Below are 24,052 nucleotides of genomic sequence, written 5' to 3' on the forward strand. Positions count from 1 at the left end.
TTGTTGAGTCAACCTTAAGTTAATGCTGTTATCTGATGTTAATTAGCATCAAGTATTGCATTTAATCTACCCTTTGCTTCTCGTTAAAACTGATTACATTGACCAATTTATTAATGCAATAGGAGGTTACTGAATGGCTCACATTTTAGTCGTTGAAGACAATAATACTGAAGCAAAGATTTTAACTGAATGTTTACAAAGATCGGGTTTTCATGTGTTAAGCGTGACCACAGCAGAAGCGGCAAAAGCGATGGTTGCTAAACAAAGATTTGATGCAATTCTGATGGATGTTGTTTTACCCGGTCAAAGTGGTTTTGGGTTGTGTAGAGAACTCAAAAACCATGAACAAACCGCAGGAATTCCGATTATTATCTGCTCCAGCAAGTCCGAAAAATTTGATAAGAACTGGGGATTAAAACAAGGTGCATCTGCTTATATTTGTAAACCGATTAACACCGAAGAAATTCTCCAAACGCTTAAAGGATTAATCAATAATTGACTGACCCGTTAAGGTTTGATTGTAGAAATTTAGGCTCTTGATTGTTCTGGGTGATTTTGAACCGACAAGTTTTAATTTTTGACTTTTTATGGCGACTCAATCTACTGTTCAAGAAACTGAACATTTTCTCAGTCTCTCTATTACCTCCAGTCTAAAAGCCATGTTGCCTACACAGCAACTCGCTGAAGTGATCAACATTGCCCCCCATGAAATTGTTCCCCTTCCTCAAATGTCATCGTCAGTCGTTGGGGTTTTTCCCTGGCAAGGAGAAGTGTTATGGGTGGTTGATCTCAGTTATTGGATGGGATTTGATCCCTTACTGACTGAAAATTTTTCCCAGTCAAATTGTAGCATACTAAAAGTAAAAAATCAAGGAAAATCTCTCGGAATCTTAATTTATAAAGTGGGAAAAATTATCTGTTGTCAACCTCAAAAAAATCAATCTTCCCCTGTCGATTTACCCGAATCAATTTTAGAGCATCCCACCCGCAAAAACTGTATCAAAGGAGCCTGGATCGATCCTCAAGGAGAACGATTTTTAATCTTAGATACCACCTCAATTGCCTCATTAGAAGATTGAAAAATATCTAAACTGAGTCCATTAAAATTCAATTTTTCCGACTAAACTAACAATTTTATTCACGGATAAACTATGACAAGTTCACCTGTACATCCAACCAATTCTAATCACTTTCAAAATAACAACTCTAACTTCTCCTACTCAGGAAACCGATCATCATTCACCCCTCAATCAAACGGAATGGATAACTCAGCCATTATTCCCCTCGTGATCGATACAGAAGCCCAATCTGTTTACTCCCCCCAACAACGCACCGGATTAAAAGCCAAAACCACCGCACTCTCCAAAGAACTAACCACCTTACGCTCTAATATCGAGTATCGGATTAACCAACTCCAAGGCTTAATCGAAAAAGAAGGTGCTGCTGCTGAACGCGCCGAACTGATTAACCTGATCACCTCACGGATGCGGGAATCTCTCAGCACCGAAAGCATTTGTGAAACCGTCGTTGAAGATGCTCGTTTATCCCTACAATGCGATCGCATCATTGTTTACCGCTTCGATCAGTCGTGGAAAGGTACAGTTACCGCTGAATCCGTCGATCCGCAATGGCCTTCATCGATTGGTGCCGAGATTGCCGATCCCTGTTTTTCCGAACGCTATGCGGAGTTTTATCAAAAAGGCAGAGTCAAAGCTATCCCCAACATCTACGAGGCTGGACTCACCGACTGTCATATCGCCCAACTCGAACCTTGGGCAATCAAAGCCAACCTGATTGCTCCGATTTTAATCAAAACCGCAGAAAACCCCACGGGGTATCTGTACGGCTTATTTATCGCCCATCAATGTAGTGAACCTCGGGTCTGGGTTGAAGCCGAAATCGAATTTTTCCGCCAACTGGCGACTCAAATTGGTTATGCGATTGACCAAGCGCTGCTGCTACATACTCAACAAGCCGCCACCCGACAGGCGCAACAAATCAACCATATTAACGCTCAAATCCGTAAATCCTTAGAAGTTGAGGATATTTTAGCCACAACCGTCGAAGAAACCCGAGCCGCTCTGGCCAGTGATCGTGTACTGGTTTATGAATTCGATTCCAACTGGAAAGGAACCGTGATTGCAGAATCTGTTGATAGTCATTGGCCGACGGCATTAAGAGCCTCAATCGATGATCCTTGCTTTGCTCAACGCTACATTCAGCCCTACTTACGGGGACGAGTCGCCGCCACTGAAAACATCTTTGAGGCGGGATTAACTGAATGTTATCTCAATCAATTGGCACCTTTTGAGGTGAAAGCGAATCTGGTTGCTCCCATTCTCGTTAACCGTAAATTAATGGGATTGTTGATTGCTCACCAATGTTCTGGGCCGAGAGCCTGGAACGATCTGGAAATCGATCTGATGCGGAAAGTGGGGGTACAACTCGGATACGCCCTCGATCAAGCCTATCTCCTCGAAGAACAACAAGCCACCGCCAAAAAAGCCCGACTCCTCAACGAAATCACCACTAAATTCCGCAACTCCCAAAACCCGGAAGAAGTTTTTGATCTGCTGGTTGAGGAAACCCGAGATGCAGTCAAAGCCGATCGGGTAATCATTTATCAATTCACAGAAAATTGGGAAGGAAGTGTCATTGCAGAATCTGTCGATAGCCAATGGCCGGTGATCTTCGGGAAAAAAATTGCTGATCCTTGCTTTGCCAAAAGCTATGTTAAGCCCTATTTCAGAGGTCGAGTTACCACCGTAGAAGACTTTCAGGAGTCTGGACACGCGGAATGTTATGCAGAAATGCTCGCGCCTTGGGCTGTCAAAGCCAATGTTGTCGCGCCGATTATTGCGGAAACCAAATTACATGGATTGTTGATTGTTCATCAATGTTCAGGCCCTCGCAAGTGGAGCGAGTCGGATATTAACTTTACCAAACAACTAGGGATTCAAGTCGGTCTGGCTCTTGATCAAGCTTCTTTATTGCAAAAACAGCAAGATGCAGCCGAACAAGCCCGTCGTTTGAATACCATTAGTTCTCGGATTCGGGAATCTCTCAATTATCAAGATATCGTCAGTACGGCAGTTGAAGAAACGAAAGATACACTGGATGTTGATCGGGTGGTTGTGAATCAATTTAATGCGAACTGGACAGGAATGATTATTGCTGAATCGGTTAATCCAGAATTAACAAAAACCATTGGATTAGCGGTTGATGATTTTTGTTTGGCAGAAAACTACATCAAACCCTATTATCGAGGACGAGTCAAAGTTGTTGATGATGTTTATGCGGGTGAGTTGAGTGAATGTCAAGTCGGGCAGATGGAATCTTTTGAAGTCCGGGCGATGATTGTGGCGCCGATTATTGCCAAACAAAAACTACACGGGTTGTTAATTATCCATCAATGTTCTCATCCCCGTCAATGGAAATCCCACGAAGTTGAATTGGTTCAACAGATTGCGATTCAAATTGGTTATGCACTTGATCAGGCTTTCCTTCTCCAAGAACAACGCACCGCTACTCAACAAGCCCGACTCTTGAGTGATATTAGTTCTCGGATTCGGGAATCTCTTGATCCTGAACGTATTTTTCAAACGACTGTTGAAGAATCCCTAGAATTAATTAAAGCTGATCGGATTTTGATCTATCGCTTTAATGAAGAACAAAATGGTCAAACGGCTGTCAACGTCAGTTCTGAGGCAGTTAAACCCAATTGTTTGCAAATTTTGTCACAAGAAGACTCAGATTCAGAAGAAGAAAGTCATTCACTCCAACAAGTGGGTTTACCACTCGGGGCTGAACTGTTGAAGCGCTATCGCCAAAGTCGGATTCAGGTGATTGAAGATTTTGAAAAAGCAACGTTACCCAAAGTTTATCAAGATCAACTTCACCAGTGGCAAGTTAAATCTTTGATTAGTGTGCCGATTTTTGTTAATCAAAGTTTGTATGGATTGTTAGAAGCTCATCAATGTTTGACAAAGGATACTTGGCCTGATTCCGAAATTGAAGGATTCCGACAAGTGGCTTTGCAACTGGGTTATGCCTTAGAACAGGCACAATTGCTGACTCAAATTCAACAAGCCAGTCAGGTTGCAGAAGTCGCCCGAGTTCAACAACAACAGGAAAAAGAACAGCTACAACAACAAATTGAAGGGTTTTTGGGTGAGATTGAAGAATCGTTTAATGGAGATTTGACGGTGCGGGCGCGAGTCTCAGAAGGGGTGATGGGAACGGTTGCTGACTTTTTTAATGCCACGATTGAGAGTTTACAACGATTGGTGTTGCAAGTTCAGTCTGGGGCGAATGTGGTGAGTTCTACCGCCGCCGGGAGTGAACAGGATATTCAACAACTCTCTAATGATGCTCTGCGCCAAGCTGATGCGATTAGTAATGCGCTTAGTCAAATTCAGATGATGGCGGATTCGATTCAAGGGGTTGCTCACAATGCTCAGTCGGCTCAAACCCAAGTGCGATCAGCTTCTGAGATTTTGCAAAAAGGTGATGCGGCGATGAATCAGACGGTTGAGAGCATTTTAGCGATTCAAAAGACAGTATACATTACGGCTCGCAAGGTGAAAAATTTGGGAGAAGCCAGCGCGAAAATTTCTCGGGTGGTGAATTTGATTAATGAATTTGCCAATCAAACTCACGTTTTAGCGTTAAATGCTTCGGTAGAAAGTACCCGTGCGAGTGAGGATGGTCAAGGTTTTGCTACAGTGGCGACTGAGGTGCGAACTTTGGCGGAACAATCGGCGAGTGCAACGCAAGAAATTGAGCAAATTGTTGAGGAAATTCAAGCGGAAACGAATGAAGTTGTACGGGCGATGAAAGTGGGTTTAAAACGGGTAATGACTGGAACTCATTTGGTTAAAGAAACTCGTCAGACCTTGACAGAATTGGTAGAAGTGAGTCATTCGATTCGGAATTTAGTTGAACAAATTGCCGATTCTGCTACGGAACAAGCCCAAACTTCGGGTCAACTTTCTCACACGATTAAAGAAGTGGCTGGAATTGCTCGTTCGACCTCTGAACAGTCTTTACAAGTGGCTGATTCGTTTACTCAATTGTTGGAGGTTGCGGGTAAATTACAAACTGGGGTTTCTCAGTTCAAAGTCGAAGAAAAATAGTCAAGAGTGAATCGTAAATCGTCGGGGTGATTGATGAATTTCCCCGACCTGTGAAGGAATAATTGTAATCACTAATCGCTGATCACTCATTAATGATCACTGTTAACTATAAATAAAATGTCAACTATTACTCAAGATCAGTCTTACGAATTTTTTGTTCAAGAATCTTTAGAGCTTTTACAAATTCTTGAACAGGGATTAATGACCCTTTCTCAAACCCATGATATTCAAAAACTTCATGGTTTGATGCGGGCGGCTCATTCTATCAAAGGGGGAGCGGCTTGTGTCGGGTTAATGGGAATTCAAGAAATTGCTCATCAACTTGAAAATGGAATTCGAGCTTTATATCCAGAAGATACTGTTTTTGATGTAGAATTAGAAGAATTACTGTTACAAGCTTTTGATGGTTTACGAGCGCCTATTCTTGAACAAATTGAAACGGGTGACTGCGATGAAGAAACGGCAATTTCTAAGGCTCAACCCACGTTTATGAAGCTGGAGGTTAAACTGGGGATACCGCTTGAAGAAGCAGTTGAACTTCCAGAGGTTCCGATTGAAACGGATATGACGCTGTTTCTATTTGACAAAGAAGTTCCGGCAAGTTTACATCGAATTCAAGAGGTTTTAGTATCTCCTCCTCCTAATCTTCAAGAAGAACTTCATGATCAGTTTGAGGTATTAGCAACTCTCGGAAGTATGTTAGATTTACCGGGGTTTACAGCGATTGCTAAAACCACAATAGAAGCATTACAACTGCATCCAGATTTATATTCAGAGATTACAAAAGCTGCATTAACTGATCTTTGGACAGGACAAAAAGCAGTTTTAGAAGGTGATCGCGTTGAAGGTGGAAAATCTAGTCCAGCATTAATTAAGTTTACCCAAAGTGAAGTTCAGGTTGAAGATATTTACGAAGAAGAGATTCAGGTTGAAGAAGTTCGCGAAGAAGATATTCAGGTTGAAAAAGTTCAGCCGTTTAGAAGTTCAGAGTTAAGCGAACTTTTATTAAAAGCTTTTGATAGTTTGCGAGTTCCGCTATTAGAACAAGTTGAATCCGGTGATTTACCGAATGAAGATGCGATCGCTGTTATTCAACCGATTTTACAACAACTTGAAACCCGACTCGGATGTTCTTTGGAAAATCCCTCACAATTGATTGAACTTGATCTTTTTGAAGATCAGGTTGAGATCATCACTGATGATGAAGAACAAGCTAATTCTAATGGTTCTCACGTTGCTTCTAAATCCAATATTACCGAAGAATTACAAGCTCAAATTGAGATGTTCGCGACTTTGGCGAATATGTTAAATTTACCTCAGTTTAGTGAGATCGCTCAAGCCGCTTTAGAAGCTTTGGAAACTGATCCGCTTTCTCATCTAAAAATTGGTGTACTTACTTTAGCTGAGTTTTGGACAATTCAAAAAGCTATATTAACCAATAGAAATTCACCCGTTATAGAAGAAGTTTTAGAAGAAACGCCAGAAGAAGTTCCAGAAGAAATTCTAGAAGAAGTTCCAGAAGAAGTTCCAGAAGAAGTTCCAGAAGAAGTTCCAGAAGAAATTCCAGAAGAAATTCCAGAAACTGTTCAAAAAGAAGTTTCTCCGACTCCGGTTGCTTCTGCTGTCTCCTCTCAAATGTCTTTAGGAGTCAGAGTCGATGTCAACCGCTTAGATTTAATTAATAATTTAGTTGGGGAACTCGCCACCCAAGATAATAGTTTTCTCTTACATAATCAAAAATCTCAAACTGCTGTAGAACGGTTAGAAATACTGAGGGATAAGTTACGAAAATCTTTAGTAAAAGCTCAGAATCATACAGATTTTTATCGTTCCAATAATACCTCAAATAAAACCGAATATCGACAAGTCTCTAAATCGATTAATGTGTTAGTACAAAAGACTTTAGAAGAACTGGATCAAGTCAGAGAAGTTATTTATGACATGAAATGGTTAACCCTTCAAAGTCAGCAAATTATTAAAAAGCGACAACAAACTCTACACAAAGTTCAGAAGCATCTCACGGAAACTCGGATGTTACCTGTGGAATCACTGTTAAATCGATTTCCACGGATGATTCGAGATTTATCTGTTCGCGAACAAAAACAAGTCAAACTTGAACTAACTGGTAAAAATACATTAGTTGATAAAGCCATTTTAGAGAAGTTATATGATCCATTAGTTCATTTAGTTAGAAATGCGTTTGATCATGGTATTGAGGATCTTGAACTTCGTCAGTCTAGAGGAAAATCTGTTGAGGGAAAAATTGAAATCAAAGCCTATCAGCAAGGAAACTATACTTATGTAGAAGTTAAAGATGATGGTCAGGGAATTAATGTAGAAAAAATTCGTTCTCAAGCCATTGCTAAAGGAATTATTTCTAGTCAAGAAGCCGAACGACTTTCTAAAAATCAGATCTATGAATTTTTGTTTTATCCTGATTTTTCAACTCGGGATAAAGTGAGTGATTTATCAGGTCGAGGTGTGGGTTTAGAAGCCGTTCGCAATCAAATCGAAGCTTTAAAAGGATTTATTAGTATCCAATCAGAATTAGGTAAAGGAACAACATTTACTCTCCGTTTACCCTGGACATTAACGATTACCAAGTTATTGGTTTTTGAAGTTGGAGAAAGTTTGTTTGCGATTCCTTTAGATACTTTGGCTGGAATTATTTCTGCTTCTTCTAAAGAAATTACCACCGATAATCAACGAGAATTTTACAACTGGTATGGACAAAAAATACCTTTAGTTCAGCCTGTTTTATTAGAGTACAATTATCCTCGCGAGATTAATAACTTACAAAATGGTCATCATCTCATCTCTCAAAAAGTCGAAAGAAAAATAGATAATAAAAGATCAATAATACTTTTGATTTCACAAGGATTAGAAACCGTTTGTCTAAAAATAGATCAAGTTTTGATGGAACAGAACCTCACAATCAAACCCTTTGGAAAAATATTTTCAGCACCCTCTTACTTTTATGGTTGTACTATTTTAGGAGATGGTCGTTTAGTCCCTGTCATTGATAGTCCAGAGTTATTAAACTATTGGAACCAACAGCAATCTTCTGTCAGTCCGCTTCAAATAGTACCCCGTCAAAAACAATCTAATTCTCCCAAAAAATCAACAGTGTTAGTGATTGATGACTCCATTACCACTCGTCAATCTTTGTGTACAATTTTGCAAAAAGAAGGATATAAGGTTCTACAAGCAAACAACGGAAAAGAAGGATTAATTCAACTCCAACAATACAGTAATGTTGAGATAGTTATTTGTGATTTAGAAATGCCAGAAATGAATGGATTTGAGTTTTTAAGTCACTGTCGTCGTCGATTTTCAACAGATGTACTTCCTGTATTGATTCTCACTTCTCGGAATAATGATCGTCATCGTCAACTCGCTAAACAACTGGGTTCAAATGACTATATTACTAAACCTTGGAATGAGAAAGAATTAATAATGATTTTGCAGCAACATTTGGAAATGGGTCAAGTGTAATCCATTAAATTTTTGATTAAATAGTCCTTCTACCTGCAACTTTCCGCTTTTTAAATTGCTGTTGAGACTCAAATCGAGAGGAAGAAGCCACAAAAACGCCTCACTCCTCTCTATTAATCTGTCAAAATGTGATACACTAAACAAATTCCTCAAACTTAACTTTATTAAAAATAGACTTAATCTAAGCGGATGTCTAATGCAGAGGAATACACGCTTAATAGAAACCGTGACGGCATTTAGAGTCCATTATTAATCATTATTCGTTGTGATTTAAAAATGTTTTCTCGATATAAGTTATTCACAGGGACTAGACATCGATATCTCGTTATTTTTTTGGGAATTGTCATTATCTTAGGTGTTTTTTTTCGTTTCATAGAACTTGATCGTAAGGTTTTCTGGCATGATGAAATCTTCACAAACTTGAGAAGTTCAGGGTTTACACTTAGTACAGTTTATCCCAATTTTTTTAGTAATCAAATTGTTGCAGCACCCGAACTTTTAAACTATCAAAAGATTAAACCTGACAGTACCTTTAAGGATACGATTAGTTCTTTAATGATAGATGATCCCCAACATCCACCGCTCTACTTTCTCCTGGCTCGGGGTTGGATGTCTATTTTTGGGAGTTCTATTACTGCATCTCGTTTTTTACCTGCATTATTGAGTTTATTTGCTTTACCTTTAATGTATGGTTTGGCGTTGGAACTTTTTGGTTCTCATTTCACCGCCTTGCTTGCTACAGCCTTTTTATCTTTATCTCCTATTGATATTCTCTACGCACAAACAGCACGACAATATAGTTTGCTGACTGTATTTATGATTGGGAGTAGCTATTTGCTTCTTAAATCAATTCGTTTAAATAGTTGGTTATTTTGGGGATTTTATAGTTTAGCTTGTACATTAGGACTCTATACTCATCCTTTGTTTGGCTTAACAATGATTGCTCATGGTGCTTATATCGTGCTGCTCAGTACCTCATCTCAGTTTAACAAAAATACTCCTCGTTTGGTTATTAAATATCTCATCGCTTTAACAATTACTCTGATTTTATTTAGTCCTTGGATTAACATTCTAGTTTCCAATTTTCAAAGCGCAATAAATACAACCAACTGGACAAAAACTCCGATCACATCTGGGGATTTAATCAAATATTGGATACTTAGTTTTACCTCCCTTTTTATTGATATTGATTTTGGCTTTAACAATCCCTGGACTTATCTCTTACGATTGCCTTTTGGAATGCTAATCATTGTTGCTTTATATCAAGTGTGTGAGCGAACACCTCGGATGACTCGACAATTTATTCTCACTTCTATTTTAGTTCCTTTTGTGATTTTAGTTTTACCTGATTTGTTGATGGGAGGACGACGATCTTCTATTACTCGTTATCTGATTGTTTGCTTTCCGGGTATTCAACTCGCCGTGACTTATTTATTTGCAATTCATATCAATAGCGGTCGATTTTCATTTGTTGATGGTGTGCATTTGTGGCGAGGAATGTTAGCACTGTGTCTCACTGCTAGCCTCATCTCTTGTAGCTTGAGTGCTGATTCACAAACGTGGTGGTCTAAACACATTAGCTATTGGAACCCAGAAATTGCTCGTCTCGTTAATACCGTTAACTCTCCTTATGTTGTCACAGATCAAGGGGATAACTATATCAACTTTGGCGAGATCATTTCATTGAGTCATTTACTCGACAATGATGTAAAATTTATCTTAATGAGTGAGCAACCCAAATTATCTTTGATTCCTCAAGACTCAACTATTTTTGTCTTTAAACCCTCAGTTTCCTTACAAGAAGCTCTGCAACAGAAAGGATATCAACTCAACTCATTGCATCAGCAGGGAAATCTTTGGAAACTTAGTCGATAGTTAACTTTCACGATCATCGCGAGTTCTGGCTTCAGATCTGAGCATTTAAGAAGAAACTTGAAGCTCTTGTTTGAGATTATTATCGAAAGGTACATTTGATAACAACTCATCAACTAAAATTAAAATACTCATTCAGACAATCTTAGGGTTCTATGTCAGCATCTAATACGTCCTTAGAAGACACCATTAAACAATTTCAGGCTCTACAAAATCAACTCCGTCAGCAAGCCTCAGTTTCAGATGGATTGAGTTTAGATGATTATGATGTTTTGGTCATTCCTTCCCTAACGCTCGATCAACAACAACTGGAGAAAATTCCCGGTGTTCATCAATACGAAGAACGGTTGCTGTTTTCCTTAATTCGCCTGCGAAACCCTCGAATGCGTCTGATTTATGTGACTTCTCAACCGATCCATCCCAGTGTCATTGATTATTATTTACATTTAATGCCGGGAATTCCATTTTCTCATGCTCGCGATCGCTTATTACTCTTTTCCACTTATGATGCTTCTCCCCAGTCTCTCACCGAAAAAATCCTCAAACGCCCTCGTTTACTTGAACGAATTGCTAATGTTTTGCGTCCCCAACAATCTTACATGGTTTGTTACAATTCTACGAGCTTGGAACGGCAACTTTCTGTTCAATTGGGCATTCCTTTATTAGCTTCAGATCCCGATTTGCTTCACTGGGGAACTAAAAGCGGAAGTCGGCAAATTTTTGCAGAGTGTAATCTTCCTCATCCTGATGGCAGTTCTTTAGTCTTTACTGTGGAAGATTTAGTGATCGCAACCACAGATTTATGCGAACGTCAGCCGCAGTTAAAACAAGTCGTGATCAAGCTCAACGAAGGATTTTCGGGCGAAGGGAATGGGTTATTAGATTTACCCCAAATGGCGGAATTAACCCGATCAGATCGTTTAAAAATTATTCGCGATCGCTTACCTAACTTGCGATTTCAAGCCCCCCATGAAAACTGGCAAAAATTTAGTCGTCGGATTCTTGATTTAGGGGCAATTGTTGAAGCCTTTATTCCTGGAAAAGTGAAGCGATCGCCGAGTGTTCAATGTTTAATTCATCCCGATCAAACGGTTGAAATTGTCTCAACTCACGATCAAATTCTCGGTGGGCCAGATGGTCAGATCTTTGAAGGGTGTCACTTTCCAGCCGATGAAGCTTACCGACTCCGTTTGCAAAAAATGGGTGAACAAGTGGGAAGAAATCTCGCTCAAAAAGGAGCTTTAGAACGGTTTAGTTTGGATTTTGTCACCGTTCAAAAGGATATAGAGTCTAAAGATTGGGAGATTTATGCGATTGAAATTAACTTACGTCGAGGGGGAACAACTCATCCATTTATGACCTTGAAACTATTAACAAATGGATGTTTTAATCAGGAACAAGGATTATTTTATAGTCGTCAAGGAAAGCCTAAGTTTTATCTGGCTTCGGATAATTTAAAAAAAACTCATTATCAAGGATTACTTCCCGATGACTTAATGGATATTATCGCCCATCACGGCTTACATTTTGATAGCAGTACAGAAACCGGAACAGTATTTCATTTAATGGGGTGTTTATCAGAATTTGGAAAACTCGGATTAACTTGTATTGGGAATACACCTCAGCAAGCTCAGTCTATTTATAACCAAGTCGTTGAAGTTTTAGATCAAGAAACAGCAGAAGCTCAAAATAATAATCAACCTCAAGTTGATTTGAAAAAAACCAAAAATAAACAAATCAAATCAGAAACTTTCCCTCAACAGGAACAGCAAATGTTATGACCTTATCTCCCCCAGTTTATTGAGGAGCATAATGATTACACTCCGAACAAGGGCCACTCGGATTAACTGCACAGCGTAAAAAAGCAGAACCCGCATTATATTTACAGGTTTTTTGCTGATCAATTTTTTTAGATAAAATGCGATGACGTTGTTCGTGGTATTCAAGGAAACGCTTAATCTGGTGATAGGACTGCAAACGCATCCGATCCATACCGATGTTATTGCTCATATTTCTATTTCCCTGATATTGGCAACCCGGTGAGCATCTATGCTGCTCGGTCTAACATCAACTCAGTTCGGGTTGATCTTAACATTTTTTTAGACTTCAGTTCGATCCACACCCCATAGTATTCACTTTCCCCATCTCCCCACCTCCCCACCTCCCCATCAATCATAGTCACACCAATATTTAAGGATTTCAGATCAGTTGGGGGCTAAGTCCTATCCGGATGAACCCCTAAAAACCTGTGAATGTGAAATGATATTGCTCAATCGGAGACGTTTGGAGTTAGTCTCTTTGGCGACAACCCAACTGAGTATATTAAACTATCCATTAAAGTTTCAAACGAGGTCTTGTGAATCTAAAGATCCCAGGCGATGGGGAGAAATAGTCTGTAGCGAACGCTGTACTCTTAAAAACTAGGGTAAAAACTGGGGTAGCTTAATTCCAACTCAGTCAATCAAACCCTTAACTTTCTATCCCAATAACAATTAGCCCAAGATCTCATCATATCATAATGTTGCGAATTTCTATTCCCGAGAAACTTTTAAAACGGTTCAAAGTAATCGCGACTCAAATCCTACAACCTCAATCTCAGAGACGCTTGGCTATCCTTGAAGCCTGTCTGATTGGTTTAGTCTCTGGATTGGCTGCTTTCTGCTTACGAGTCGGAGCGGGATGGTTAGGGTCATGGCGAATCTATGGCACCATTCATGCTCCCTTACCGATTTGGGTGTTTTTACCGAGTGTGGGACTCATTGGCGGCTTTCTCACCGGGTTTTTAGTCGAACGATTTGCTCCGGAAACCACTGGCAGCGGAGTTCCCCAGGTAAAAGCAGCTTTAAGTGGAATGCCCATTTCTCTTGACTTTCGAGTTGCCATCTCCAAACTCCTCGGCACAATGTTTACGATGGGTTCGGGTTTAACTCTCGGACGTCAAGGGCCTACCGTTCAAATTGGTGCCGCTCTGGCCGCTTGGATTGGGCGTTGGGTGCCAACTTCTCCAAACTACAGCCGCCAAATTATCGCCTGTGGGGCAGCCGCCGGATTAGCCGCCGGGTTTAACGCTCCCATTGCAGGGGTTTTATTTGTCGTCGAAGACTTACTCCACGATATTTCCGGTCTTACCTTGGGGCCTGCGATTATCGCCTCTTTTATCGGGGCGGTGGTTTCTCGTCTCTTAGAAGGTCAAAACCCCGACTTTGAACCCCCTTCACCCGAACTCCTGGAACGTTCCTATCAACAATGGTTAATTCAACCGGCTGAAATCCCGTTTTATATCATTTTAGGAATTCTGGCGGGTTTACTGGGAACGCTATTTAGTCGAGGCATTGTTTTTGCCCTCAAATTTAGCCGCAAAACCTTTTCATTGGGACTCCCGGTACGAATGGGATTCGCAGGATTTTTGTGTGGGTTAATTGTTTCCGTCTTACCTATGGAATTTCGCAATAACGCTGGTTTGCGGGAATTTCTTCTCAGTGGGGAACTCAACTGGACAATCACCGCTCTAGCTTTTGTTGCTCACTTTGTCCTGACGACGATAGCGGCGAGTTCTTCGGCGCCGGGCGGATTATTTGCCCCCTCGCTGGTTTTAGGGGCGGCGTTAGGGAAATTGATTGGGATTTGGGAATTTAGCTTAATTGGTTTGGAACCTCCGACAACCTTTGCTTATGCGGGAATGGGGGCTTTCTTTTGTGCGGTTTCTCGAACGCCGATCACAGCCGTTGTGATTGTGTTTGAGATTACCCGAGATTTTAACTTAGTGTTGCAACTGATGATTTGTTCGGTTGTTGCTTACTTTGTTGCCGATAAAATTGATAAACAATCCCTTTATGATCGCCTCCTCAAATTAAACGGTATTGAGTTAAAAGAAGATCAACTTGATCGCGAAGCGTTGAGTAAGTTACTCGCTAGAGATGTCATGCAGCGTCAGGTGGAAACGTTATCGAGTCAGTTACCGCTTTTACAAGTCCGACAGGAGTTTTCTCGCTCTCAACATCGAGGCTTTCCAGTCGTAGACAATGGCAAACTGGTGGGGATAGTTACCCAAAGAGATTTGAGTAATGTTAGTCAGCAAAATTTGCCCGAGGATACGCCTTTACACCAGTTTATGACTTCCAAACCGATTGCGGTAACTCCTGATGAAACCTTAACTCAAGTTCTCTATTTACTCGGTAAATATAAACCCAGTCGTTTACCTGTGGTTGAAGGTCGTCATCTGGTTGGGATTATTACCCGCAGTGATATTATTAAAGCGGAGTTGGGCATTCTTAGCGGTGAAGATACACAAGTCGGGTTACATCCAGAACCTTCTTATGTCGTCTATCAAACCCGAGCGCCTCAAGTCGGTCAGGGACGGATGTTGGTTTCCCTTCACAACCCCAAAACGGCTCCCTCTCTATTGGAAATTGCCGCCGCGATCGCTCGTGAACGAAATTATGAGATAGAATGCTTAAACGTGATTACGATACCTCGTCATCGTTCGCCGAGTGAAACGCCTGTTCGACTCACTAAAAGTCGGCGTTTGATGCGACAAGCTGAACAAATGGGGCGGGCTTGGAAAATTCCCCTACATACTCAAGTTCGGGTAACAAATGATGTTGCTCAAGCAATTCTTGAAACGACAAAAGAGCGACATATTGATCTGATTTTGATGGGTTGGCAAGGTAAATCTTCGACGAGCGATCGCGTTTTTGGTAATGTCGTAGATATGATTATTCGAGCTTGTGAGTGTGAAATGGTTTTGGTCAAATGGCCGCAAATGGTTGATCCTTTTGGTACAAAACGGAAGTTGCGCTTACATTCTCTTTTAGGTTGGCAACGCTGGTTAGTTCCGATTCGCGATGATGCTAAAAAGTCGGTTGCGGTTCAACTGTTACCTGCTTTAACACACTTAAGTCATCAAGCCGAAATTCGGTTGTTGAAAGTCATGAATCAAGGGGTTTCTGTTGCGGAAAAACGAGCTTGGGAACAGACCTCTCAGGAGTTAAGTTCTCTGTTGAATTCTCAAGTGAGAATAACGGCGGTGACTTCTGAGTTTGTTCCGGATGCGGTGATTAATTTTGCTTATCAAGAACATTGTGATGTGGTGGTTTTAGGGGCTAGTCGTGAAGGAATGCTTAAACAAGTGATTCAAGGGAATATTCCCGAAGCGATCGCTCGTCATTGTGATTGTACTGTGATTTTGGTTCGTCCGGCAATTGGTCATACAGCGGATTAAATCTTTTGAAAGAACAGTCTTTGAAAAGATTCTCAGTCCAATTAAGGATCTGTCTCTCACCAAGCGCAATTTTTCAGCGATCGCTGTCTCCCTCTCTCCTGACTTTCATGGTTCATTTTAATGTCAATTTTCAATATTTTAATTCATTTGCAGATATCACATTGAGTTTAGCAAAAACTTTTTCTCAACTCGGTGTTGATGTTTCGATTGAACCCTCTGAACTCTCTCCTGATGCCTTGAAAGTGATTAGTGATCAAGAGAAAGAGATGCTAGAATATTGGATGGAACAATCTCCGTCTCAACTGTTTCAATTTAAGTGGTCACATTATTGGCCAACAACCCGAGATCTTCAGCTTCAAGGTCATGTGAATTTTGAGTTTTTTGCGATTAACTATGAATTCACTCGCACGGATCAATATCATGATGATTGGATTCAATCAACTCTCCACAATTCCTATCATAAATTAGCGGTGAGTCACTATTGTAAACAAATTTTATTACAAGCAGGATGTTCAGAATCTGATGTTTCTGTTTTACCTTTGGGTGCTAATCCTTTGTTATTCAATTGTTCAGAGCTAGAAAGGCAAGTCCAGGCTCAGAAAAAGCCTCAAGTGAAATGTTTTTTACATCTAACAAACTCTTGGGATTTATATCGATTTGGAACGGATATATTTTTTCCTTTGTTTTGTGAAGAATTTCAGGGAAATCCGAATGTTTTATTAATTATCAAAGATGGCGGAAGTAATTATAATAAAGTGGCTGAAATGGCTATTGATATTCGGAAAAAGTTAGGCAATACAATGCCGAATGTTTATATTCTCAGAAGACTCCTGAATAAAACGGATTTAACCCAATTATATTTATTCTCAGATGTTGTCGTTGCTCCCTTTCGAGGCGAAGGATTTGCAATTAAAATTCTTGATGCTTTTGCCGCAGGTTTACCTGTAATTATGCCGCTTTATGGAGGGCCAACAGAATATGCAAATTCTAGCAATTGTTATCCGATTGAATATGACTTAGTTCCCCTCGGAAAATGTTATGATACTCAGTATATTCAACCTCAAAATAGTCCCCATTGGGCTGAACCCAATCGAGAATCTTTGCGACAACAACTCCATCGAGTGATGATTGATGAAAATCAAGCTTTAGTTCGTCAAAGAGCTAAAGAAACTGCACAACAATTTTCTTGGGACATAACGGCTAAAAAGCTTTTTGCTTTGATGAGAAAATTATCTTAGAAAGATTAAGATTTCATAAGTTAACTCTCCAGTTTTACCTTCAGCCTTAACTAGACCTTGACAAAACCCGATAGATTGAGGTTATACTAAACTTAGGGAGAGAATAATACAAATTCCTCCTTCCGATAGAGTCGGAAAGCATATGAAATCATTTAGAAAAAGGGTAAATCCTTCCTTGGAGGTGGAATCCTTCTTTACTTAGCAAAGCTAGACATTGGCTTAATAAAATTCAGGTTGGGTTACTTTCCAGGAGCCAGAGGTCGAACTGGCGACCCCCTTGAACCTGAGAACATTTCGAGAAACATTAAAAAACCTAGAAACAGGTCAATTTTTTTATGAGTGTCTAACTGGAGAACATTAAACCCTTGGTAATCTTAAAAGATTGCTCAATTTTGGTGTTCTCTTTTTCACAATATTATTGTCGGAATTTAGTACGCTAATCAAATTAGCCAACTTAAGTCTGTTTAAAAACTTAAACTAAATTCCTCAATATTTCTATTCCTAAACTTCCTTAAACAAGGGTATATTCTAGCGTTTGATTCAGCCATTCATGCAAACGCTAAATGAAAGATTGAATCCATACATTCCAAATCATTTGTCAAACTGGATGAAAAGTTATGATGTTAGCAAGTTTAACGAGACGGTCTTACCAAAAAGCCACAGATCGAAGTTCGATTACGAATTTAGTCAATACTTGTGCGGCTTATGATCGTTTAGATGAAGATGTTTCTTTAGCCGAATTTAAACTCATTTTGAATTCACCAGATTTAGAACGGAGTTGTGATACCTACCTAATCGAAAAAGATAACAGTCAACTAATCGGTTTAGCCTTAATTGAACATCAAGAATCAACGACTAAAATTGACGGTAATCTGTGGATATTTGTTCATCCAGATGTTCGACATCAAGGGTTAGAAGCCGAGTTGATTCAATGGAGTGAAAAACATCTACAACGACTCGGACGACAAAAACATCGACCTGTACGACTCCTCACCGATAGCCGAGACGATCAAGTAGATCGAGCGGTATTATTTAATCAACAAGGTTTTCAAATTAAACGAGAATTTTTTACCTTAGAACGATCACTTCTTCAACCCTTACCCCTTCCCCAACTCCCCGAAGGATTTCAACTGATTTCTTTAAAAAATCAAGACCAAATTCCCGCTTGGGTGGAAATGTATAATCAATCCTTTATTGACCACTGGAACCATTACGATATTACCGCAGAAACCGTTGAATATTGGCAGACACTTCCCGATTATCAACCCGAATTAGACCTGATTGCGATCGCACCCGATGGCACCTTTGCGGCGTTGTGTAGCTGTCGTCTGAAGCCTCAAACTCACAATAAAGCTTATACAGGTTGGATCGAGTGGTTAGGAACTCGACGCGGTTTCCGACGCATGGGGTTAGGACGGGCGATGTTATTTGCGGGAATACGTCAATTACAAGCAGCCGGCGCCGATACCGTTAAACTCAGTGTAGACTCTCAAAGTCTCACGGGTGCAAATCATCTTTATGAGTCTGTTGGATTTCGTCCTGTAGAAACTGTTTTATCTTGGGTTAAACCTGTCGCAGCATAAACAAAGGGGCGGGTTAAATTGCAATCGGTGGATTAATAGAATTGCCAGTTTAATCACCAAACCCGCCCGTATTATTTCTCAAGTTCCTACACTCCTTTGTTCTTAAAGATAATCTCTCAATAAGAATCAAGACTCAATCACAAAATCTCCGAAAAACTATCTAAACAATCTCTTGATCAAGTTATTCTTCTCTCGTTGGCTGCGTTCCCAATCTTCCCATTCTTCTTGATTAGAAGTTGTCGGATAATTCGGCTGATAGTTGTCATCAAAACACGCCGCACCCCCTCCTCCTAGAACACAATCTATTTCGGCTTGAGTTTCAGGAACTAAAACCACTGTGTTCTCCGTCGAGGATATAGGTTCAATAGGTTCAATAACTTTAGGTTTTTCTGGGGGCTGAGACTGGGGGTATTCCCGAAGAGTGGGAATCGTTTTAACTTCTTCAACAGGTTGATCCCTTCCCGAGGTAAAAAGTGATAAGAGAAAACCTCCTATCAAGGTAGTGGCTACAACGACTCCCACAATTTGTGGTCTACTGAGTTGGTTAGCTTTTGTTGATTCTGATTCCATTGCTGTCACTCCTAAAAATTAGGGTTGAACTCAAGCTTAGATGTATTTATTATACCGAGAGAACATGATCACGTTTCAAGATCTATCCGATGAAGTGAAAATATTGAGGGTTCACGGGGAGAGGGTATGAAGTTTGTTCTTCAACTCGGATAATTCCTAAGTCTGTTTTGCTACACCATCAAAATTGTAAATGATCGGGGAAGATGTCAATAAATTGGCAAAATTACCGGAAAAAGCAATGTCATAACTGTTAAATAATCAACAAGGGATTATTTTTCAAAAGAGGTATGAGAATGTACGAATATATCGTCAAATTCACCCATCAAGAACTCCCCTGTCAAAAAATCCACTCAGACAAGTGGCTTGATGTCGGTTCTTTATTAGAATTCAACCAAGAAAAAGGTAGAGTGATTGCTTTAGTTTCGGTTGTGATGAAACAGTTTTCTTCTGAGCTTAACAATTATGATACGATCCTAGAGATTGATTTACTCCAATACATTGTGAATCAAAACAGTAATATTAAACTATTTGACCTGCCATATAAAAATCAATTTGAACAGAAAAAAATGTTCAATTAACCAAAGTCAATTGAACTTAATTTTTATTAAGGATAGGGAAGAACTTTAGAGTGATGTAAAGATCTTGTCGAGAACATCTCGACCGAAATTGCTGATTAGTTTGTAGAAGGGGGTGAGGTTTCTGTGGGTACGGATGAAGCCGCAGTACCCAGTAAACGAGTTGCAGGTTGATTAAACAAGGCTTGAAAGTTAGATTTTCGCTCTTGAATAGACTCCGGTGCATAATCCCAAAGACTTTCAAAGAAGAAGAAAGACATTCCTAAACCCTGTTGACGCGCCGCTTGCACCTTGGCTTGAATATGTTCCATCGCAATCGGTCGATTTCGTAAACCCGTTAAAATACCAACGCCAGTCGGAATTTTTTTGTGAACTTCTTTAATTTCCGGTCGAACAATTTCCGAGAGAAAACTATTAATATCAGGACGATAAACCTGCACAATTAACTCATCGACTAAATCTTCTTTTACCCAATTCACCCAATCTTGTAGATAAGTATTGTAGGCTAAATGATACGGATTCGGAGAAACGGAAAAAATCGCATTCGCCTGTTTTGCTTTGATCGCTTTATTGAGTCGTTTTACAAATGCTGTAATTTTATTCGCCCGCCAACGCATCCAAGTGGGATTCTCCGGGTTTGCAGGCGGATTGGCATTCATTTCTTGTCGATAGAGGGAAATTGTATAAGGATCGTAGCCAAATTCATTCGGTAAACTGAGGTGATCATCAAACTGAATTCCATCAACATTGTATTGAGTAATAACTTCTAAAACTAAGTCGGTGATTAATTTTTGAACTTGGGGATGAAAGGGATTCAGCCAAACGACTTCACCCGCAGCACTAATCCAAGTTTGACTTCCATCCCGCTTTTGAGTTAACCAGTTGGGATGGTTTAACGCCAATTCTGATGTCGGAGGCGCCATGAACCCAAACTCAAACCAGGGAATTACTAATAAGTTTTGTTGATGAGCAATGGTGGTGAGTTCCCCTAAAATATCTTGTCCTTGTAAACCCCGATGAATAAAGGGTTGAATCCCCGCTTCTTGGGCGACAGCACTCGGATACAGCGCATAACCGGAATTCCAGACGACAGGATAAATTGTATTGAAGTTCAACCGCCCCAGTTGACTGATCGCTTCTTGTGCTTTTGGACGATCTCGCAAAATATCACTGTCGTTGCTGGTCATCCAAACGCCGCGAATTTCTTGGAAGGGTTGGGGATCGACGACGGCTTGACTCGGATGACTCGCCCAGGAAATGGTGATCCAGCAGGCGAACACAGCCAACAACAGAGATTTGAGCGAACGTATCGCCTGTTTAACGCGAATGGATGACCAACTTTTAGAGGTTAAACACAATTTCATGGAGTTCAATGGTGAGTGAGGTTCCTAAGTGCATCAAGGAGGGAGCTTGATGATTGACAAGTGCCAGCAAGTCTTTGAACTTGCTCAAGAGAATATTAAGATAGTTTACCTGAGAAGGTGTATTTTAACTCAAAAACTAACTATAAATTTGTTTGAATTTTAAGATTAGATTCACTTAAACCCCTCTTTTGCGATAGGAGAATTGAGGGATAGACCTTTGACGATCGCATTGATTACAGAATTCGCCCAAATTTAGATTTAACGCAGCTTTGCTCTAAATTTTTTGACTTTTACCCTATCAATTCCTGTATAATTTCTATTGAAGTTCATCGTCAAATCTTGGACAACTGGACTTCGGCTTGTTTCGGAGATGCCAGAGTTTATCTAAACTCAATCAGGACAGTCAAGATCTAGAAGGGGTTTTGATCTTTGATTGCATCGATTAAAATTCCATTCCTTTATTGTTCTGATTGTGATCGAGATCGATAACTTTCTGAATTTTCGCTCAAAATCATCCTATTCTTTATTAATACAATGGAACGTTTGCCTTTAGATAAACTGGGAGCAAGAGTCAGCCCTAAAGATCCTTATATCATTGAGTTTGGATTGTTTTTGCCTGAAATCTTAGCCACAGAAAACAATCAAGTTTTTGTTAAAATCATCCATGAGCATGACCAGTTTTTACAATGTATTCCCCCTCATAAAATTGAATTGCAACTAAGTCAGTTTGATTATCAAAACAATACAGAAAATTGTAGTTATTGGTCACAAAAAGTAGAGATCAAAAAATATGAACCCCAACACCCGAAGTCAAGTTGGGGAAAAAAAGGAAAATATTTATATCGTTATTTTCTGAAATATTCAACAATCAATGCCGATCAACAACAATTGGAAATTGATTGGATTATTGACCCATTTGCACGAGAATTTGGGATTGGTAAACTCTCTGCATTTACGGTTGAAAATGAAGATTATCAATGGAGTAAACACGAACAAAAGGAATGGAAAACACCTGCTTTAAATGATTTAATCATCTATGAGATGATGATTAGTGAGTTTGGTCGAGATCTCAAAGAAACGATTAATCGATTGGATTATCTGGCGGATCTCGGAGTGAATTGTATTAATATCATGCCGATTTCTAATGTTGTCAATACAATTGACTGGGGATATAAACCCATTGGTTATTTTGGAATTGATGAACGGTTTGGAAAAACCAAACATCTTAAAAAGTTAATTGATTATGCTCATCAGAAAGGAATTGCAGTCATTTTAGATGTGGTTTATGCCCATACAGAAGAACATTTTGCCTATAGTTATCTCTATCGAAATCTGGAACAGCCCAATCCTTTGATGGGTAAATTTGGCGATATGGATGGCTTTGGCAAAGATGATGAATGTACAAACTTTGACCATCCGTTTATTCAAGACTTCTTTTATACAGTCAACTGTTATTTACTAGAAGAATATCATATTGATGGTTTTCGCTATGACTTTGTTCCGGGGTATTGGGATGGGCCAGTCGGAAAAGGCTATGCAAATTTAACCTACAATACCTATCAAGAGGTAAAAAGCAAAGCTAATATTGTTCAACACAAACAGGAAAATTGGAAAGACTGGCAGCGATTTTTTAACAATAATGATTATGAGACTCTAAATTTGATTCAATGTGCTGAACAACTACAAGATCCCAAAGGTGTTTTACACGAAACCTATAGTAATTGTACTTGGCAAAATCGAACCTTGTACACGTCCAAACAAGTGAGTTACAAAAAATATTATTTCTTAGACAATCTCGCCTTAAGCTATAGTTTGTATGGCTATCCCAATCAAGTTAATCAGAACGGGGATACTCAAATTAAAACCGCATTACAATATATTGAAACCCACGATCATCCTCGATTTGTTTGTAATTGGGGCTGTAAACCTTGTCGAAATGAAGAATTTTTACAAGAAGGCGATCGCGAAGAAAACTGGTATAAGGTACAGCCTTATCTGATTGGTGTATTAACGGCTAAAGGAATTCCTTTAATTTGGCAAGGTCAAGAATTTGCAGAAAACTATTATATTCCACCAGAAGGGGCGATTCGAGTCATGCTTTTTCGGCCTGTGCGTTGGGATTATTTCTATGATAAAATTGGTCAGAAAATGATTTATTTAGTTCGTAAATTGATTCAATTACGCCGTCAACAGCCTCAATTTCGGTCTTTCAATGATGACAGTTATTACTTTCAAAATCATTATGGTCGTTATCAGTCTAACGGGGTGTTAATTGTCTATCGAAAACTTCAGGAAAAAGTCAGTTTAATTGCGCTTAACTTTTCTGATGAGGATCAAACGATTAAGTTTCGTTTTCCTGATGAATCTGACTTTCAGCTTCCCTCAACTTATAGCGGCAATTTCACAGAAGAACTTCACGGAGAAGATGTGCCGGATTTGAACTTAAAAAACATTTCTAAAGAGGAGGAACATGATTTACTTATCCCCAGTAACTACGGACGGATTTGGACTTTGAGTTAACGTTATAATATTTCTGTGAACATCCCCATGGTCAAAGCTTAAGTCAATACCTGTCTAAAAAAGGCTAAATTAATGGAACGAATCTTTTTAACAATTGCAGCAATTCTAGGTGGTTTATCTGTTATGGCGGGTGCTTTTGGCGCTCATGCTTTGAGTGGGAAAATCAGCGAACGGGCTATAGAAATCTTCGAGACAGGCGCTCGCTATCAAATGTATCATGCGCTCGCCTTATTCTTAATCGCAGTCCTACTGAGAACTTCTCAATCCCCTCAATCTCCTCAACCGTTATTGAATATTGCTGGAACTGCATTTATTATCGGAGTCGCGATTTTTTCAGGAAGTTTGTATGCTTTAAGCCTAACGGGGATTAAATGGTTAGGTGCAATTACGCCGCTTGGGGGTGTTGCATTGATCGGGGGATGGGGATGTTTAGCGATCGCGGCTTTTAAGCTATGAGGAGAACTCGAAATTTATCGATT

Annotated in this window: 15 protein-coding genes; 12 read left to right on the top strand and 3 right to left on the bottom strand. The window is 39.8% G+C overall.

The genetic code is table 11. The features are described 5' to 3' along the window. Window positions 1–133 precede the first annotated feature (133 nt). From M595_RS04830 to M595_RS04855, 6 genes are all read left to right on the top strand, one after another. Complete coding sequence (locus M595_RS04830; RefSeq protein ID WP_023065000.1) at window positions 134–499, top strand: response regulator transcription factor; 366 nt, start codon at window positions 134–136, stop codon at window positions 497–499. Window positions 500–587: 88 nt separating this feature from the next. Continuing rightward, window positions 588–1,079, top strand: coding sequence for a chemotaxis protein CheW (locus tag M595_RS04835; RefSeq protein ID WP_023065007.1), 492 nt, complete (start codon window positions 588–590; stop codon window positions 1,077–1,079). 180 nt (window positions 1,080–1,259) lie between these two features. Then, window positions 1,260–5,135, top strand: a complete 3,876-nt coding sequence (locus M595_RS04840; protein WP_023064926.1) for a GAF domain-containing protein — start codon at window positions 1,260–1,262, stop codon at window positions 5,133–5,135. A gap of 117 nt (window positions 5,136–5,252) precedes the next feature. Next, window positions 5,253–8,630 (top strand): hybrid sensor histidine kinase/response regulator, encoded by a 3,378-nt coding sequence (locus M595_RS04845; RefSeq protein WP_023064968.1) that lies wholly within the window; start codon window positions 5,253–5,255, stop codon window positions 8,628–8,630. 276 nt (window positions 8,631–8,906) lie between these two features. Continuing rightward, window positions 8,907–10,505 carry a glycosyltransferase family 39 protein gene (locus M595_RS04850; RefSeq protein ID WP_040483597.1) on the top strand — a complete coding sequence of 533 codons (1,599 nt, stop codon included), beginning with the start codon at window positions 8,907–8,909 and terminating at the stop codon, window positions 10,503–10,505. 152 nt (window positions 10,506–10,657) lie between these two features. Then, complete coding sequence (locus M595_RS04855) at window positions 10,658–12,283, top strand: peptide ligase PGM1-related protein (RefSeq protein ID WP_023064910.1); 1,626 nt, start codon at window positions 10,658–10,660, stop codon at window positions 12,281–12,283. Between the two features lie 16 nt (window positions 12,284–12,299). On the opposite strand, the gene M595_RS04860 is transcribed toward M595_RS04855, so the two are convergent. Next, window positions 12,300–12,512 carry a DUF6464 family protein gene (locus M595_RS04860; RefSeq protein ID WP_040483598.1) on the bottom strand — a complete coding sequence of 71 codons (213 nt, stop codon included), beginning with the start codon at window positions 12,510–12,512 and terminating at the stop codon, window positions 12,300–12,302. A 508-nt stretch (window positions 12,513–13,020) separates the two neighbouring features. Here M595_RS04860 and M595_RS04865 point away from each other — a divergent pair. The 3 genes from M595_RS04865 (at window position 13,021) to M595_RS04875 (ending at window position 18,544) form a co-directional block, all read left to right on the top strand. Beyond that, entirely contained in the window at window positions 13,021–15,723 is a 2,703-nt protein-coding gene (locus tag M595_RS04865; protein ID WP_023064960.1) for a chloride channel protein, read from the top strand. Window positions 15,724–15,830: 107 nt separating this feature from the next. Beyond that, complete coding sequence (locus tag M595_RS04870; protein ID WP_040483599.1) at window positions 15,831–16,961, top strand: glycosyltransferase; 1,131 nt, start codon at window positions 15,831–15,833, stop codon at window positions 16,959–16,961. 617 nt (window positions 16,962–17,578) lie between these two features. Beyond that, window positions 17,579–18,544, top strand: coding sequence for a GNAT family N-acetyltransferase (locus M595_RS04875; protein WP_238987025.1), 966 nt, complete (start codon window positions 17,579–17,581; stop codon window positions 18,542–18,544). 156 nt (window positions 18,545–18,700) lie between these two features. Here M595_RS04875 and M595_RS04880 read toward each other — a convergent pair whose 3' ends face one another. Beyond that, on the bottom strand, window positions 18,701–19,114 hold the full coding sequence (locus M595_RS04880; RefSeq protein ID WP_023064982.1) for a hypothetical protein: 414 nt from the start codon (window positions 19,112–19,114) through the stop codon (window positions 18,701–18,703). Window positions 19,115–19,407: 293 nt separating this feature from the next. On the opposite strand from M595_RS04880, the gene M595_RS04885 reads away from it, so the two are divergent. Next, a complete protein-coding gene (locus tag M595_RS04885) occupies window positions 19,408–19,692 on the top strand; it encodes a hypothetical protein (RefSeq protein WP_023064899.1) in 285 nt (94 codons plus the stop codon). Window positions 19,693–19,787: 95 nt separating this feature from the next. On the opposite strand, the gene M595_RS04890 is transcribed toward M595_RS04885, so the two are convergent. Continuing rightward, window positions 19,788–21,053 (bottom strand): family 10 glycosylhydrolase, encoded by a 1,266-nt coding sequence (locus tag M595_RS04890; protein ID WP_023064895.1) that lies wholly within the window; start codon window positions 21,051–21,053, stop codon window positions 19,788–19,790. Window positions 21,054–21,587: 534 nt separating this feature from the next. Between M595_RS04890 and M595_RS04895 the strand changes: the two genes are divergently transcribed. Together M595_RS04895 and M595_RS04900 are read left to right on the top strand one after the other, a co-directional pair. After that, window positions 21,588–23,573 carry an alpha-amylase family glycosyl hydrolase gene (locus M595_RS04895; RefSeq protein WP_023064941.1) on the top strand — a complete coding sequence of 662 codons (1,986 nt, stop codon included), beginning with the start codon at window positions 21,588–21,590 and terminating at the stop codon, window positions 23,571–23,573. A gap of 72 nt (window positions 23,574–23,645) precedes the next feature. Further along, the gene (locus M595_RS04900; RefSeq protein ID WP_023064937.1) at window positions 23,646–24,029 is read left to right on the top strand and encodes a DUF423 domain-containing protein; all 384 of its coding nucleotides are present in this window, start codon (window positions 23,646–23,648) and stop codon (window positions 24,027–24,029) included. The last annotated feature ends 23 nt before the right edge of the window (window positions 24,030–24,052 follow it).

The sequence above is a fragment of the Lyngbya aestuarii BL J genome (assembly GCF_000478195.2).
Taxonomy (GTDB): Bacteria; Cyanobacteriota; Cyanobacteriia; order Cyanobacteriales; family Microcoleaceae; genus Capilliphycus; species Capilliphycus aestuarii.